Origin of the sequence: Streptomyces sp. V4I23 (genome assembly GCF_030817975.1) — a bacterium.
In the GTDB taxonomy this organism is placed as follows: Bacteria; Actinomycetota; Actinomycetes; order Streptomycetales; family Streptomycetaceae; genus Streptomyces.
This window is the reverse complement of sequence record NZ_JAUSZW010000004.1, coordinates 604,406-620,704: the sequence shown is the minus strand read 5'-3', so window position 1 is coordinate 620,704 and position 16,299 is coordinate 604,406. Positions and strand designations below refer to the sequence as shown.

Below are 16,299 nucleotides of genomic sequence, written 5' to 3'. Positions count from 1 at the left end.
CTCATGCGGGCCGCGCGTCGGGTACGTCCGCGGGCCCTGCGTCATACACGTCGAGGCGGCCGCACATGCCGAACCGGCCGCGTGCCGCGGGCCGTTCCGCCCGTACGACGGCGTCCGCGAGGTAGCGGGCGTCGCCCCGTTCCAGGCGCGCCAACTGCGTGCCGGTGGCGGCCGACGCGGCCGCGGCGCCCGTCAGCCACCGCTCGCGCCAGCGGTCCGCGAGCGGGCGCACCAGGGCGGCCGCCGCCCGGTGGAACGCGGCCAGCGGCTCCGGGTCCCCGGCCGCGGCCGCCGCGCGCAGCGCGGTGAAGCCCTCGATCGCCAGGTCGCGGCGGCGCCGGGCGGCCGTGGCGAGCTCCTCCTCGCAGGCGGTCGCGGGCAGGGCGACGGTCGCCCGGTAGCGGGCCGCGTCGGCCAGGTACGGCGGCGGCAGGGTGAGCACCGCGTCACCGGCCTCCGGCAGACCGCAGTTCTGCATGAGGACGACGATCGTCAGATCGCCCTCGTTGACCAGCCGATGGATCGTGCCGGGCGTGAACCAGACCAGGGCGCCGGGAGCGAGCGGCGTCTCCTCGAACCCGGAGGCGGTCAGCGTCTGCACCGCGCCGCGCCCTCCGGTCACGGCGTACCCCTCCGAACAGGTCAGGTGCAGGTGGGGCGTTCCGCCGCGCAGCCCGTCCGCCGACGGCCAGTCGTACACGCGCAGGCGGGACACGCCGATCCCGCCGGGCAGGCCGTCGTACACGGCGGCTGCACCGGGAGGGTTCATCTCGGGCCTCCTCGGGGAGTACGGGCACGCGGGCGGCCGCTGGGGCAAGCGCTTTCTACGGCACGTTAGGGAGGCTATCCGGTCCGGTCAAGACGGCCATCACCTGCGGCCCCGTCCCGTCACCGCCTCAACGTGCCGGGCAGCCAGGCGAGTTGGGCGGCCTCCTGGTGCGGGCCACCGCCCTCGTGGTCGTTGAAGTCGTAGACCTCGATCCGCTTCTCCTCGTGGGCATAGGCGTTGAAGGCGGCGAACACCGTCGACGGCGGGCACGTCTGGTCCTCCAGCGCCGCCGAGAAGAGCGCCGGAGCACGCCCTCGCGCCGCGAAGTGGACCCCGTCGAAGTACGCGAGGGTGCGCGCCGCCTGCTCGCTTCGGCCGCGATGGGTCCGCAGGTAGTTGCCGACCTCCCGGTAGGGGTCGCGGTCGGTGAGTGTCGTGGCGCGCGGAAAGTCGCACAGGAACGGCACGTCCGGGGCGACGGCCGCGAGGTCCGGCACCAGGCCGCCCACCGCGAGCGCGATGCCGCCGCCCTGGCTCGCGCCGACGGCCGCCGTCCTGGAGGCGTCCGTCAGCGGATGCGAGCGCGCCGCCTCGACCGCGCGTACGGCGTCGGTGAACACCCGCCGGTAGTAGAACTCGTGCGGGTCCTCGATGCCCCTCGTGAGGTAGCCGGGGAAGGCGGGCCCGCTGCCCACCGGGTCCGCTGTGCTGCCGTTCGCCCAGCCGCTGCCCTGTCCGCGGGTGTCCATGACGAAGTGCGCGAGACCCGCCGACGCCCACAGCAGATGGGTGTGCGGCAGTCCGCGTCCGCCGCCGTAGCCGAGGAACTCCACGACCACCGGCACCGGTTCGGCGGTCCCGGCGGGCAGCACGAGCCAGCCCTTCACCGGGTGGCCCCCGAATCCGGCGAAGGTCACGTCGTGGACCTCCACCGACGTCAGGCCGGTCGTGACGGGCTCGAAGCGCGCGCCGAGGGCGTGGGTGCGGGCCTCCTCCAGCGTCTTCGTCCAGAACGCGTCGAAGTCCGCCGGTGCGGCGGAGGCGCTGCGGTACCTGCGCAGTTCCTCGAGCGGGAGATCGAACAGGGCCATGGAAACCACCTTCGCTACGGGAGCAGGAAGCAGATCAACATGCCCTGCCACCGCCTGGCAAGGGCACGGCTCGCGAGCGGCGCGCCGCTCCGCTGGCGGACGGGCTCCTGCCGTCAGGGCCCTTGCCGATCGGCGGCCACCCCTGCTATCCCTCTCGGTTAGGAAAGTTTCCTTCCAATCGGCATGCATGACGCACCGGTTCTGTCCCGGCCCTTCCGCCCAGCCAACGGAGACCCCCATGAGACCGGCACGGCTCTGGAAACACCCGCTCACCGCCCTCGGCGTGATCGGCACCGCACTGACGCTCGCCCTGACCGCCGCGCCCCCGGCGCCCGCAGCCCCCGTCCCCGAACCCCTCGCCGCCGCGGCGGCCGTCACCCACGAGGCCGAGAACGCGACCGTCTCGCGCGGGCTCGTGGAGTCCGACCACACCGGCTACACCGGCACCGGCTTCGTCAACTACGACAATGTCAGCGGCGGTTACGTCCAGTGGACGGTCAACGCCGCACAGGCCGGCCGGGCGACCCTGATCCTGCGCTACGCCAACGGCACCACCGCGAACCGGCCGATGGACATCTCCGTCAACGGCGCCCTCGCCGCCGACGAGCGCGCCTTCAACGGGACCGGCTCGTGGACCTCCTGGTCGACGGTCACCGTCACGGCCGACCTCAGGGCCGGCGCCAACACCATCAGGGCGACCGCCACCACCGCCAACGGCGGACCCAACGTCGACCACCTCGCCGTCGACACCCCACCCACCTCCGCCGGCACGCCCGTCGCCGTCAACGGACAGCTGAGGGTGTGCGGCACCAAGCTGTGCAACCAGTACGGAAAGCCCGTCCAGCTGCGCGGTATGAGCACCCACGGCCTGCAGTGGTACAGCCAGTGCGTCACCACCGGATCCCTGGGCGCCCTGGCCACCGACTGGAACGCCGACGTCCTGCGCATCTCCATGTACATCCAGGAAGGCGGCTACGAGACCGACCCCCGCGGCTTCACCGACAAGGTCCACTCGATCATCGAGCAGGCCACCGCACGCGGCATGTACGCGATCGTCGACTGGCACATGCTCAGCCCCGGCGACCCGAACCACAACCTCGCCCGCGCCAAGACGTTCTTCACCGAGATCGCCCAGCGCCACCGCAGCAAGAACAACCTGCTGTTCGAAATCGCCAACGAGCCCAGCGGCGTGAGCTGGTCCACGATCAAGAACTACGCCGAGCAGCTCGTCCCCGTCATCCGGCAGAACGACCCGGACACCCCGATCCTCGTCGGCACCCGCGCATGGTCCTCGCTCGGCGTCTCGGAGGGTTCGAACGAGAGCGAGGTCATGAACAACCCGGTCGACGCGGCCAACATCATGTACACGTTCCACTTCTACGCGGCCTCGCACCGGGACGAGTACCTGAACACCCTGTCCCGGGCGGCCGACAAACTGCCCGTGTTCGTCACCGAGTTCGGCACCCAGGACTACGCGGGCGAAGGGGCGAACGACTTCGCCATGTCCCAGCGCTACCTCGATCTGATGGCGAGCAAGAAGATCAGCTGGGTGAACTGGAACTACTCGGACGACCACCGCTCCGGAGCCGTGTTCAAGACCGGGACCTGCGCCGACAACGGTCCCTGGACCGGCACCACGTCGCTGAAGCCCGCAGGCGTCTGGGTCCGCGACCGCATCAGGACACCGGACGACTTCCCCACCGGCTGACCGGCCCGTCGCGCGCCCCCGCCCGCCCCTGTGATCCACTGGGCGGGCGGGGGCGCACGGCGAACAGACGTCACACATCAGGAGCAGCATTGGCCAGCTACCGGCAGCCGGGAGTCGTCCTCACCGACCACCGCTTCACCGTCCCGCTCGACCACGGCGAGCCCGACGGCGAGCAGATCGAGCTCTACGGCCGCGAGGTCACCGGCGCCGGCCGGACGGGCGACGACCTGCCCTGGCTGGTGTACCTGGAGGGCGGTCCCGGCAACGCCGCCCGCCGCTTCACCGGGGCGCAGGCCTGGCTCGCCCGCGCCGTGGAGGAGTACCGCGTACTCCTCCTCGACCAGCGCGGCACCGGCCGCTCCACGCCCCTGAACCGCCAGACGCTCCCGCTGCGCGGCGGACCTCGGCAACAGGCCGCGCACCTCGCCCACTTCCGCGCCGACTCCATCGTCCGCGACTGCGAGACCATCCGGCGGCGGCTCACCGGCGGGGCGCCCTGGACCGTGCTCGGCCAGAGCTTCGGCGGCTTCTGCACCACGCACTACCTGTCCACGGCTCCCGAAGGACTGAACACCGCCCTGATCACCGGCGGTCTGCCCGCCCTGGACGCGCACGCCGACGACGTCTACCGCGCCGCCTATCCGCGCATCCGCCGCAAGGTGGAGGCCCACTACGCCCGTTACCCGCAGGACGTCGAGCGCGCCCGCCGCATCGCCGCCCACCTCGCGGACCGTCCCACCGTGCTGCCCGGCGGTTACACCCTCACGCCCGAAGCCTTCCAGTCGCTCGGCATCCTCCTCGGCGGCCAGGACGGCAGCCACCAGCTGCACTACCTGCTCGAGAACGCCTTCGTGCGCACGGCGTCGGGCCAGGAACTCTCCGACGCCTTCCAGGAAGCCGTCCGCCCCGTCCTGTCGTTCGCCGCCAACCCCCTGTACGCCGTGCTGCACGAGGCGATCTACGCCGAGGGCGGCCGGCCCACCGGCTGGTCCGCCGAGCGCGTACGCGCCGAGTTCCCGGAGTTCGACGCGGCGACGACGCTCGCCGGCGAGAGTCCGCTGATGTTCACCGGCGAGACCATCCACCCCTGGCACTTCGAGGCGGACCCCGCGCTGCGCCCGCTGCGCGAGGCCGCCGAACTGCTCGCCGCCCGCGCCGACTGGCCCGCGCTCTACGACCCGGCACGCCTCGCCGTCAACGAGGTGCCGGTCGCCGCGGCCGTCTACCACGACGACATGTACGTCGACACCGCCGACTCCCTGCGCACGGCCCGCGCCGTCCGCGGTCTGCGCACCTGGGTCACCGACGAGTACGAGCACGACGGCGTGCGGGCGAGCGGCACCAGGGTCCTCGACCGCCTGCTGGCCCTCGCCCGTGACGAGGTCTGACGAACGATCCGTTCCGTCCGGGAGGCGGGGCCGTATCCTGCGGCCATGACGGATCAAGTGACCGAACAGCTCCAGGAGATGCCCGGCGACTGGCAGCGCGCCCTGGCCGTCGTCGCCCACCCCGACGACCTCGAATACGGCTGCGCCGCCGCCATCGCCGGGTGGACCGACGGGGGACGCGAGGTCGTCTACGTCCTCGCCACCCGCGGCGAGGCGGGCATCGACTCCATCGCCCCGGCCGAGTGCGCACCGCTGCGCGAGCAGGAGCAGCGCGCCAGCGCCGCGGTCGTGGGCGTCCCCACCGTGGAGTTCCTCGACCACAAGGACGGCGTCATCGAGTACGGGACGGGGCTGCGGCGCGACATCGCGGCCGCCATCCGCCGCCACCGCCCCGAGCTGGTCATCACGCTCAACCACCGTGACACCTGGGGCGGCACGGTCTGGAACACCCCCGACCACCGTGCCGTGGGACGGGCGACCCTGGACGCCGCCGGCGACGCGGGCAACCGCTGGATCTTCCCCGAGCTCATCTCCGAGCAGGGGCTCGAACCCTGGGACGGCGTGCGGTGGGTGGCCGTGGCGGGATCGAACAACCCGACCCACGCGGTCGACGCGGGGCCCGGTCTGGAGCGGTCCGTGCGCTCGCTTCTGGAGCACCGCATGTACATCGAGGGCCTGACGGACAAGGACCCGGAGGAGTACTGCCGCACCTTCCTCACCGGCATGGCCGAGGCGGCGGCGCCGCGCTTCGGCGGCCGGCCCGCCGTCACGTTCGAGGTGTTCCCGCGCTGACGCGCCGGCACCCCGGCCCCGGACCGCGTCGCGGCCCGGGGCTTCATTTTCTCCTCCCGAGGCGCTGCCCGCACGGCGGCCGCGTCCCTGTACGCGCTGTGAACGAGCCTTACGGGCACGGGACAGCGCGGGCTGCGGATTGACAGGGCTTGTGGCCGGGCACATCACTGGCAGTGATGTGATGCGCGACTTCCTTGTGCGACCCGAGCGGCCCATGGAGGAAATGTGACGCTTCGCCTGCGAATAGCCGCCCTGGTCGCGGCACTCACGCTCGCATGTACCCCCGCCGTCGGCGAGGCCGCCGACGGGCACGGGCCGGACGGCAGGTCCCCGGCCGTCACCCCCACCCCACGCGAGGTCCAGTCCCTGGACGACGGGGTCACCATCACCTCGACCGTCACTCTGGTCGCCGACGAGGACGCCGACCCGCAGGCGCTCGACGTCACCGAGAAGGCGCTGCACGAGGCGGGCGCCGAACGGGTCGTGCGCGGGGAGCGTGCCGTCGACGACCGGCTGACCGTCCACGTCGGCTCCGCCGGGGCCGTGGGCGCCCTGGCCGCGCTCGAGGCCGAGGGCCCGGAGCGACTGCCCGCCGACGGCTACGTCCTCGGTATCGGCGGGGACCGGATCGTCCTCGCCGGCAAGGACGCCACGGGCACCTACTACGCCGCCCAGACCCTGCGCCAGCTCCTGCCGCACCGCGACCGCCCCGGCGCCCAGGTGCCCGGCCTGATCGTCCGCGACTGGCCCGCCACCGCCCTGCGCGGCGTCATCGAGGGCTTCTACGGCACCCCGTGGTCGCACGAGGCCCGGCTGGACCAGCTCGACTTCTACGGCGAGCACAAGATGAACATCTACGTGTACTCGCCCAAGGACGACCCCTATCTGCGCGACAAGTGGCGCGAGCCCTACCCAGTTTCGGCGCTGGCGCGCATCGAGGAGCTGGTCGACCGGGCCGAGCAGCGGCACGTGGACTTCACCTACGCCCTGTCCCCGGGCCTGTCCGTCTGCTACAGCTCCGAGGCCGACACCCGCGCCCTCATCGACAAGTTCCGGACGATCTGGGACATCGGCGTGCGCACCTTCGCCGTCCCGCTGGACGACATCAGCTACACGAAGTGGAACTGCCCCGAGGACCAGGCCAGATGGGGCACCGGCGGCGGTGCGGCGGGTGCGGCGCAGGCCCACCTGCTCAACCGGGTGAACCGCGAGTTCATCGCCGCCCACCCCGGTGCCGAGCCCCTGCAGATGGTGCCGACCGAGTACTACAACGTGACGGCGACCGCCTACAAGAAGGCGCTGGCCGGGCAGCTCGACGCTGACGTGGTCGTCGAGTGGACCGGCATCGGTGTCATCGCGCCGACCATGACGGTCGCCCAGGCGCGCGCCGCCCGCTCGGTCTTCGCCCACCCGATCCTGACCTGGGACAACTACCCCGTCAACGACTACGTCACCAACCGCCTGCTGCTCGGCCCCTTCAGCGGCCGGGAGAAGGGCCTGCCCGCCGAACTGGCCGGCATCACCGCGAATCCGATGATCCAGCCGTACGCGTCGAAGATCGCGCTGTTCACCGTCGCCGACTACACCTGGAACGACAGCGCCTACGACCCGCGCACCTCATGGCTGGCCGCGCTGCGGTGGTACGCGGGCGGCGACGGCCGCACCGAACGGGCCCTGCGGGCCTTCGCGGACGTCAACTACAGCTCGCGGCTCAACGTACAGCAGGCGCCCGAACTGGCCGCCGCCTTCGAGGGGTTCTGGCGGGACGGCGACGCGGACCGGCTCCAGGCGACCCTGGGCGGGCTGCGTGCGGCGCCGTCGGTGCTGCGTGACCGCCTTCCCGAGCCGGGCTTCGTCGACGACGCCGGCCCCTGGCTCGACGCGACGGAGGCGTGGGCAGTGGCGGCAGGCACCGCGCTGCGGCTCGTGGAGGCCGCCCGCGACGGCGACGCCGCCGAGGCGTGGGAGCTGCGCGGGCGCCTTCCCGGACTGCTCGCCACCGCCAGGTCGTTCGTCTACACGGGACTCGGCGGCACGAAGGTGCCCGTCGTCGTCGGCGAAGGCGTGCTGGACAGGTTCGTCGAGGACGCGCGGGCCGAGCACGACCGTATCCTCGGCGTTCCCGGCGGCATCAGGGCCACCAGCAGCATGGGCACCTACCGTGACAACGTGCCCGCACGGATGATCGACGAGGACGACACCACGTTCTACTGGAGCAGCAGGGCGCCCGCGGCGGGCGACCACGTCGGCGTCGACCTGCGCCAGGAGCGGCCGATCGGCGCCGTCACGCTGGCCATGGGCAAGCCGAACAGCCCGAACGACTACCTGCGCCGGGGCGTGCTGGAGTATTCGTCCGACGGTACGAACTGGCAGCAGCTGGCGGCCTTCTCCGGAACGCCGGACGTCACGGCCACCGCCCCCGAGGGCGCCACTGCCCGCTACGTACGGGCCAGGGCGACGGCGGGCCAGACGAACTGGCTCGTCGTCAGGGAGTTCTCGGTCGCCACGGACAGCGCCTCCGTGAGCGGAGGGCCGCCCCCGGCGGCCGGCTCCGCACTGCGTGCCGCGGCCGACGGAGACCCGGACACCGCCTACCGTGCCGGACGTGCCCCCGAGCCGGACGAGGCGCTGACCGTGGACCTCGGCGCCGCGCGGGCCGTGCGGACGGTGAAGGTGCTCCAGCCCGGCGACACCGTGGCACGGGCACTCGTCGAGTTGCGGGCACCGGACGGAACGTGGCGGCGGGTCGGCGAGATCCGGCGGCCGTACTCGCAGCTGAACACGGGCAACCGTACGGCCGACGCGGTTCGCCTGGTGTGGCAGAGCGGTACGCCGCAGATCGCCGAGGTCATCGTCGGCTAGGACCTGGGGCCGCCCGAGATTGACAAATGTCCTTGCTGTTTCTGCAATGGAGCGCATGGACGACGACCCACGGCTGGACGCCGTACTGAACGAAGTGGGGCCGCGGCTCCGCAGGATCCGGCGCGAGCGAGGCGCCACGCTCGGAGCCCTGTCGGAGGCGACCGGCATCTCGGTGAGCACCCTGTCCCGGCTGGAGTCGGGCGGACGCAGGCCCAGCCTGGAGTTGCTGCTGCCCATCGCCCGTGCCCACCAGGTGCCGCTCGACGAACTGGTCGGGGCCCCGCCCGTCGGCGACCCGCGCGTGCGGTCGAAGCCGATCGTGCGCGGCCACCGGACGATGTACCCGCTCACCAACCGGCCCGGCGGGCTCCAGGCGTACAAGGTGGTGCACAGGCCGGCCGAGGAGCCTGTCGAGCAGCGCACGCACGAGGGGTACGAGTGGCTCTACGTGCTCTCCGGCCGCCTCCGGCTGCTGCTCGGCGACCACGACGTGGTGCTGGGTCCGGGGGAGGCGGCGGAGTTCGACACCCGGGTGCCGCACTGGTTCGGCGCGGCCGACGGTCAGCCGGTGGAGTTCCTGAGCCTCTTCGGCCCGCAGGGGGAGCGGATGCACGTCCGGGCGAGGCCCAGGCGCGGCTGAGAATTCGGCGGGCGGCCGGGGAGGGTCTTCCACGAGGGGCAAGCGACCGCTTAGTATGCGGCGCATACAGTACGCCCTACGGCTTGTGGGAGGCCCTGACATGCAGGCATGGCAAGTGCACCGGAGCGGCGAGCCGAGTGAGGTGATGCGGCTCCAGGAGGTGGACCGGCCCACGCCCGGCGAAGGGCAGGTCCTCCTGCGGGTCCGGGCCGCGAACATCAACTTCCCCGACGCGCTGCTGTGCCGGGGCCTCTACCAGATCAAGCCGCCGCTGCCCTTCACCCCGGGCGTGGAGATCTGCGGGGAGACCGAGGACGGCCGCCGGGTGATCGCCAACCCGGCCCTGCCGCACGGTGGTCTCGCCGAGTACGTGGTCGCGGACGAGGCCGCTCTGCTGCCCGCGCCCGACGCCCTGGACGACGCCGAGGCCGCGGCCCTGCACATCGGTTACCAGACCGGCTGGTTCGGACTCCACCGCAGGGCCGGCCTCAAGGAGGGCGAGACGCTGCTCGTCCACGCCGCGGCCGGAGGCGTCGGCAGCGCCGCCGTGCAGCTCGGCAAGGCGGCCGGAGCGAAGGTCATCGGTGTCGTCGGCGGTCCGCAGAAGGCTGCCGTCGCACGCGAGCTGGGCTGTGACGTGGTCGTCGACCGCCGCACCGAGGACATCGTCGCCGCCGTCAAGGAGGCCACCGGAGGCCGCGGCGCCGACGTGATCTACGACCCCGTCGGCGGCGACGCCTACGCCAAGTCCGCCAAGTGTGTGGCCTTCGAGGGCCGCATCGTGATCGTCGGCTTCGCCAGTGGCGACATCCCGGCGCCCGCGCTCAACCACGCCCTGGTCAAGAACTACTCGATCATGGGCCTGCACTGGGGTCTCTACGCCCGCAAGGACCCTGCCTCCATCGCGCACTGCCACCGGACGCTGACCGAGTACGCCGCCAAGGGCCTGATCAAGCCCCTGGTCAGTGAGCGGGTCCCGTTCAAGGACGCCGCCGACGCCGTCCAGCGCGTCGCCGACGGCACGACCACCGGCCGCCTCGTCGTCGTGCCGGAAGGAGCAAACCGATGAAGAAGGTGCCGGACGCATCCGAACTGCGGGCGCTCACACAGGAGTTGCTCGCCGCACACCCTCCGGCCACCACCGCGCGAGGTGACTTCCTCCGGGCCCGATTCGCGGCCGGCCTGGCCTGGGTGCACTACCCCGAGGGCCTCGGCGGCCTCGGCGCGCCGCGCTCCCTGCAGGCCGTCGTCGACGCCGAGCTCGCCGCCGCCGGCGCGCCCGACAACGACCCGCGCCGCATCGGCATCGGCCTCGGCATGGCCGCGCCGACGATCCTCGCCTACGGCTCCGAGGAGGTGAAGCAGCGCTTCCTCGAACCCCTGTGGACCGGCGAGGAGGTGTGGTGCCAGCTGTTCAGCGAACCAGGCGCCGGCTCCGACCTCGCGGCGCTCGGCACCCGCGCGGTCCGCGAGGGCGACGACTGGGTGGTGACCGGGCAGAAGGTGTGGACGTCCAGCGCCCACGTCGCCCGCTGGGCCATCCTCATCGCCCGCACCGACCCCGACGTGCCCAAGCACCAGGGCATCACCTACTTCGTCTGCGACATGACCGACCCCGGCGTCGAGGTCCGCCCGCTGCGGCAGATCACCGGCGAGGCGGAGTTCAACGAGGTCTTCCTCACCGAGGTGCGCATCCCCGACGCGCACCGGCTCGGCGAGGTCGGTGACGGCTGGAGGGTCGCCCAGACCACGCTGATGAACGAGCGGGTCTCCATCGGAGGCATGCGGCTGCCCCGCGAGGGCGGGATGATCGGCACCGTCGCCCGCACCTGGCGCGAACGCCCGGAACTGCGCACCCACGACCTGCACCAGCGGCTGCTGACGCTGTGGGTCGAGGCCGAGGTCGCCCGGCTCACCGGCGAACGGCTGCGCCAGCAGCTCGTCGCGGGCCAGCCCGGCCCGGAGGGCAGCGGCACGAAGCTCGCCTTCGCCCGGCTCAACCAGGAGATCAGCGGCCTGGAGGTCGAACTCCTCGGCGACGAGGGGCTGTTGTACGACGACTGGACCATGAGCCGCCCCGAGCTCGTCGACTTCACCGGGCGTGACGCCGGTTACCGCTACCTGCGCTCCAAGGGCAACTCCATCGAGGGCGGCACCAGCGAGGTGCTGCTGAACATCGTCGCCGAACGTGTCCTCGGCCTGCCCGCCGAACCGCGCAGCGACAAGGACATCGCCTGGAAGGACCTCGCGCGATGACGGACCTGCTGTACTCCGAGACCGAGACCGATCTGCGGGCAGCCGTCCGCTCGCTGCTCTCCGACCACGCCGACCCCGCCGCGCTCGTCGCCGGCGCCGCCGAGAGCGGCAGCCCGTACGACGCCGGTCTGTGGAAGGCCCTGGCGTCCGACATCGGCGCCGCCGGGCTGCTCGTGCCCGAGAAGCTGGGCGGCCAGGGCGCGAGCCACCGCGAGGCGGCGGTCGTCCTGGAGGAGCTCGGCCGCAGCGTCGCCCCGGCGCCGTACCTCACCAGTTCCGTCATCGCGACGGAGGTGCTGCTCGCGCTCGGTGACGTCTCCGGGGACGTGACCGCGCTGCTCGGCGACCTCGCGGCGGGCCGCCGCACCGCCGTGGCCGCGCTGCCGCTGTCGGCCGCCGACGGATTGCCGGCGGGCGACGCGGGACGCGTCACCGGCGTCGCTGACGCCGTCCGCGCCGACGTGTTCCTCGTGCTGCGGGCCGACGGCCTGTATCTGCTGGAGCGTTCCGAGGTCTCGGTGGAGCCGCAGACCGCGCTCGACCTGACCCGTCCGCTGGCCGCCGTCACCCCCGGTCCGGCCGGCACCCGCGTCGCGGACCGCGACGCGGGGGAGGCGGCCATGCGGCGAGGGCTGCTCGCGGGGGCGGGCCTGCTCGCGTCCGAGCAACTGGGCGTCGCGGAATGGTGTCTGGAGGAGACGGTCCGGCACACGCGGGAGCGGCACCAGTTCAACCGGCCCATCGGCTCGTTCCAGGCGCTCAAGCACCGTATGGCCCAGCTGTGGCTGGAGGTCGTCTCGGCCCGGGCCGCCGCGCGCGCCGCGGCCGACGCCCTGGCCACCGGCAGCCCCGACGCGGCGGTGGCGGTGGCCGTCGCCCAGGCGTACTGCTCCCGGGTCGCCGTGCACGCGGCCGAAGAGTGCGTGCAGCTGCACGGCGGGATCGGCATGACCTGGGAACACCCCGCGCACCTCTACCTGAAGCGGGCCAAGGCCGACGAGATCGCGCTCGGCACTCCGGGCCGGCACAAGGAGGTGCTGGCCGCGCTCGTCGATCTCCAGGCCCCGTAACACCCCCTGTTCCGTCACGCCCTTTACATGCTGTTTAATTGCGAGGGATTTGCAATAACGGCTGATCTTCAACAGGGGTGTGCGAGCATGATGGGCCGATCGATACGGGCTGCGGCCGCCACGGCGCTCGCCGCCGCGCTGACCTTCGGCGCGGCGGCCTGCTCCAAGCCGGGCGCCGGGGGCGGGACGGGCGCGCGGGCCACGGACTCGGCGGTCGTCGGCATCGCCTACGAACCCGAGACCCTCAGCCCGCTCCTCGGCTACGGCAAGGACGGCAACTCCAAGATCTTCGACGGACTGCTCGCCTTCGACACGGACATGAGGCTCCGCCCGGCGCTCGCCGCCGCCCTGCCCGAGGTGAGCGACGACCGGCTCACGTACACCTACCGGCTCCGCAAGGGCGTCCAGTTCAGCGACGGCGAGCCGTTCGGCGCCGAGGACGTCGTCTTCACCTACCGGACCATCCTCGACAAGAGGACCAACAACCCGTCCAGGACCGAACTGGACGCCGTCGAGGACGTGCAGGCCGTCGGCGACGACACCGTCGTCTTCACGCTCAAGTACCCCTACGCGCCGTTCGCCCAGCGGACCGTCCTGCCCATCGCCCCCGAGCACATCGCGGGCAGGCAGGACGTCAACACCGGCGAGTTCACCACGAAGCCCGTCGGCACCGGCCCCTACGTCCTCACCGGCTGGTCCAAAGGGGAGGAGATCAGCTTCAAGGCCAACCCCCGCTACTGGGGCGGCGCGCCCGCGGTGAAGAGGTTCACCATGGCGATCATCAAGGACGACGACGTCCGCGCCACGCGGCTGCGGGCGGGCGACCTCGACGGCGCCGTCCTGCCGCCCGACCTCGCCAAGGGCTTCCGGAACGAACCGGGCCGCAAGACGTACGAGGCCACCACCTACGACTACCGCACCGTCACGCTGCCCACCGGCGACAAGGTTGCGGGCGACACCGCCGTCCGCCGCGCCCTCGACATCGCCGTCGACCGCGAGGCCATGGTCGACGCCATCCTCAGCGGCGCCGGCAAGCCCGCCTACGGGCCCGTGCCCACCGGCAGCGAGTGGTTCACCCGGGGCACCGAGCGCACGCACGACCTCGACGCCGCCAGGAAGATCCTCGACGACGCCGGCTGGAAGCCCGGCAAGGACGGCATCCGCGTCAAGGACGGCGTCCGGGCCGCCTTCCCGCTCTGGTACCTCACCGGCGACAAGCTGCGCCAGGACCACGCCCTCGCCTACGCCTCCGACGCCAAGAAGGCCGGCATCGACATCACCACCAAGGCCGGCACCTGGGAGGTCATCGAGCCCCGCATGGCGCACGACGCCGTCCTCGCCGGCGGCGGCGCACCCGGCGACCCCGACTTCGACCAGTACCTCCTGCTCCACTCCGCGCTCGCCGGCGACGGTTTCAACAACATGGCCCACTACGACAACCCGGCCGTGGACAAGGCTCTCGCAGCCGGCCGCCGCAGCGGCGACAAGGCCGCACGCAAGGCCGCGTACGACACCGTCCAGCGCGAACTGGTCAAGAACCCCGCCTACACCTTCCTCACCCACATCGACCACGTCTACGTTGTCAACGACACGTGGGACGGCCTGAGCACCCAGGTCGAGCCGCACGACCACGGCCTCGCCTCCGGCCCCTGGTGGAACGTCGAGGACTGGACGCCGAAGCAGTGAACCGCCGCCTCCCCTGGGGCGCGCTCGCACGCATGACCGCACGGCGGGCCCTGCTCGCCGTGCCCGTCCTCGTCGCCGTGACCTTCGCGGTGTTCGCCGCGGCCGCCGCCTCGCCCTTCGACCCCGTCAAGGCCTACACCGGCAGCGCGGGACTGACCGCCTCGCAGGAGAACCTCGACCAGATCCGCGCCAACCTCGGTGTCGACCAGCCGCTGGTCACCCGCTGGTGGAACTGGCTGACGGCCGCCCTCCAGGGCGACTTCGGCGACTCCGCCATCATGCGCATGCCCGTCGCCGACGTCATCGGGGAACGCATCGGCTGGTCCGTGCTGCTCGCCGCGACCGCGTTCGCGCTCGCCGTCGTCCTCGGCACCGTCCTCGGTGTGCTCGCGGCCCGCCGCCGCGGCGGCCCGCTCGACCGCTGCGTCAGCTCCGCCGCATACACCCTGGAGGCGGCCCCCGCGTTCTGGCTCGGGCTGCTCGCCATCTGGTTCTTCGCCCTCGAACTGGGCGTCCTGCCCGCCGGCGGGCTCACCGACACCGCCGGCGACACCGTCGCCTTGGGCCAGGTCGCCACCCACCTCGTCCTGCCCGCCGCCGTCCTCGGCATCACCCAACTGCCGTGGTTCCTCCTCTACGTTCGCCAGGGCGTCGGCGACGCGCTGGAGGAGGACCCGGTGCGCGGCGCCCGCGCCCGCGGCCTCGCCGAACCCACCGTGCTGCTCGGCCACGCCCTGCGCTCGGGCATGCTGCCGATGCTGACCCTCATCGGCTCGCGCGTCCCCGAACTCATCACCGGCGCCCTGCTGGTGGAGACCGTCTTCAGCTGGCCCGGCATCGCCGCGGCCACCGTCCAGGCCGCCACCTCGGTCGACTTCCCGCTGCTCGCCGCGCTCACCGTGCTCGCGACAGCGGCGGTGCTGGTGGGCAACCTGCTCTCCGACCTGCTGTACGGCCTGGCCGACCCGAGGGTGGGATTCGATGGCTGACCTCGCCTGGACCTCCCGCGGCCGCACCCGCCGCTCGACCCGGACGATGCGCGTCACCGTGTCGGCCGTCGTCGTCGCCGCCGTGGCGCTCGCCGTCCTCGTCGTACCGCCGCTCGTCCAGCTCGACCAGCAGGCCGTCGACCTGTCGATGAAGCTGCGACCCCCCTCCGCGGCGCATCCCTTCGGGACCGACGACGTCGGCCGCGACCTGCTGCTGCGCTGCGTCTACGGACTGCGTGTCTCCCTGCTCGTCGGTCTCGTCGCCGCCTTCGTCGCCACCCTGATCGGCACGGCGGTCGGCGCGGCCGCCGCGGCGTTCGGAGGCTGGACCGACCGGCTCCTGATGCGGCTGGTGGACACCTTCTCCTCCGTGCCGCATCTGCTCCTCGGCATCTTCGTGGTCGCAGTGTTCCGGCCCGGCGTGTGGCCCGTCATCGTCTCCGTCGCGCTCACGCACTGGCTGTCCACCGCCCGCATCGTGCGCTCCGAGGTGCTGTCGCTGCGCTCGCGCCCGTACATCGACGCGGCGATCAGCGGCGGAGCCACCAGGTGGCGGGTGACCGTGCGCCACCTGCTGCCGGGTGTGCTGCCGCAGGCCGGGCTCGCCGCGGTCCTGATGGTGCCGCACGCCATGTGGCACGAGTCGGCCCTGTCGTTCCTCGGCCTCGGCCTGCCCACGCACCAGGCCAGCCTCGGCAACCTCGTCCAGTCCGCCCGCGGTTCGCTGCTCGCCGGCGACTGGTGGCCCACCCTCTTCCCCGGACTCTTCCTCATCGTCCCCACGCTGGCGGTCGCGGGCCTGGCCGGCGCCTGGCGCGAAAGGATCAACCCGCGACGCCGATCGGAGCTGATGCTGTGACCACGCCGCCGGAACCGACCCGGCCCACGTCGCGCTCCTTCGCCCCGGGGCCGGCGCCCGGCGCGCGGCGTGAGGCCGCGCCTGCGAGGGAGGCGACGGCCGCCGCCGCGCCGACGGCCGGTGTCCGGCCGGCAGGCCGGGACCAGGGTCCCGGCACCGACGCGTCGTCAGCCGTGCCGTGCGGCGGTG

13 protein-coding genes are annotated in these 16,299 nt (G+C 72.6%); 11 read left to right on the top strand and 2 right to left on the bottom strand.

Features of this window, described 5'->3' with window-relative positions; all coding sequences use genetic code 11:
• Window position 1: 1 nt before the first annotated feature.
• Window positions 2–769, bottom strand: a complete 768-nt coding sequence (locus QFZ82_RS05115) for a cupin (protein ID WP_307711976.1) — start codon at window positions 767–769, stop codon at window positions 2–4.
• Window positions 770–888: 119 nt separating this feature from the next.
• Entirely contained in the window at window positions 889–1,860 is a 972-nt protein-coding gene (locus QFZ82_RS05110; RefSeq protein ID WP_307711975.1) for an acetylxylan esterase, read from the bottom strand.
• Between QFZ82_RS05110 and QFZ82_RS05105 the strand changes: the two genes are divergently transcribed.
• The 11 genes from QFZ82_RS05105 (at window position 1,859) to QFZ82_RS05055 (ending at window position 16,110) form a co-directional block, all read left to right on the top strand.
• Window positions 1,859–3,568: a cellulase family glycosylhydrolase gene (locus QFZ82_RS05105; RefSeq protein ID WP_373429234.1), complete on the top strand. Its 1,710-nt coding sequence runs from the start codon at window positions 1,859–1,861 to the stop codon at window positions 3,566–3,568. The genes QFZ82_RS05110 and QFZ82_RS05105 overlap by 2 nt on opposite strands.
• 89 nt (window positions 3,569–3,657) lie before the next feature.
• On the top strand, window positions 3,658–4,956 hold the full coding sequence (locus QFZ82_RS05100) for an alpha/beta fold hydrolase (protein ID WP_307711973.1): 1,299 nt from the start codon (window positions 3,658–3,660) through the stop codon (window positions 4,954–4,956).
• 45 nt (window positions 4,957–5,001) lie between these two features.
• Entirely contained in the window at window positions 5,002–5,748 is a 747-nt protein-coding gene (locus tag QFZ82_RS05095; protein ID WP_307711972.1) for a PIG-L deacetylase family protein, read from the top strand.
• 225 nt (window positions 5,749–5,973) lie between these two features.
• The gene (locus tag QFZ82_RS05090) at window positions 5,974–8,610 is read left to right on the top strand and encodes a beta-N-acetylglucosaminidase domain-containing protein (protein WP_307711971.1); all 2,637 of its coding nucleotides are present in this window, start codon (window positions 5,974–5,976) and stop codon (window positions 8,608–8,610) included.
• Between the two features lie 55 nt (window positions 8,611–8,665).
• On the top strand, window positions 8,666–9,250 hold the full coding sequence (locus tag QFZ82_RS05085) for a helix-turn-helix domain-containing protein (RefSeq protein WP_373429233.1): 585 nt from the start codon (window positions 8,666–8,668) through the stop codon (window positions 9,248–9,250).
• A gap of 100 nt (window positions 9,251–9,350) precedes the next feature.
• Window positions 9,351–10,319 (top strand): NADPH:quinone oxidoreductase family protein, encoded by a 969-nt coding sequence (locus QFZ82_RS05080; protein WP_307711969.1) that lies wholly within the window; start codon window positions 9,351–9,353, stop codon window positions 10,317–10,319.
• Between the two features lie 5 nt (window positions 10,320–10,324).
• Window positions 10,325–11,506: an acyl-CoA dehydrogenase family protein gene (locus tag QFZ82_RS05075; RefSeq protein WP_307717626.1), complete on the top strand. Its 1,182-nt coding sequence runs from the start codon at window positions 10,325–10,327 to the stop codon at window positions 11,504–11,506.
• Window positions 11,503–12,576, top strand: coding sequence for an acyl-CoA dehydrogenase family protein (locus tag QFZ82_RS05070; protein ID WP_307711968.1), 1,074 nt, complete (start codon window positions 11,503–11,505; stop codon window positions 12,574–12,576). The genes QFZ82_RS05075 and QFZ82_RS05070 overlap by 4 nt, the downstream gene beginning before the upstream one ends.
• Before the next feature lie 87 nt (window positions 12,577–12,663).
• On the top strand, window positions 12,664–14,262 hold the full coding sequence (locus tag QFZ82_RS05065) for an ABC transporter substrate-binding protein (RefSeq protein ID WP_307711967.1): 1,599 nt from the start codon (window positions 12,664–12,666) through the stop codon (window positions 14,260–14,262).
• A complete protein-coding gene (locus tag QFZ82_RS05060; protein ID WP_307711966.1) occupies window positions 14,259–15,251 on the top strand; it encodes an ABC transporter permease in 993 nt (330 codons plus the stop codon). The genes QFZ82_RS05065 and QFZ82_RS05060 overlap by 4 nt, the downstream gene beginning before the upstream one ends.
• Window positions 15,244–16,110 (top strand): ABC transporter permease, encoded by an 867-nt coding sequence (locus QFZ82_RS05055; protein ID WP_307711965.1) that lies wholly within the window; start codon window positions 15,244–15,246, stop codon window positions 16,108–16,110. Before QFZ82_RS05060 ends, QFZ82_RS05055 begins: the two co-directional genes overlap by 8 nt.
• The last annotated feature ends 189 nt before the right edge of the window (window positions 16,111–16,299 follow it).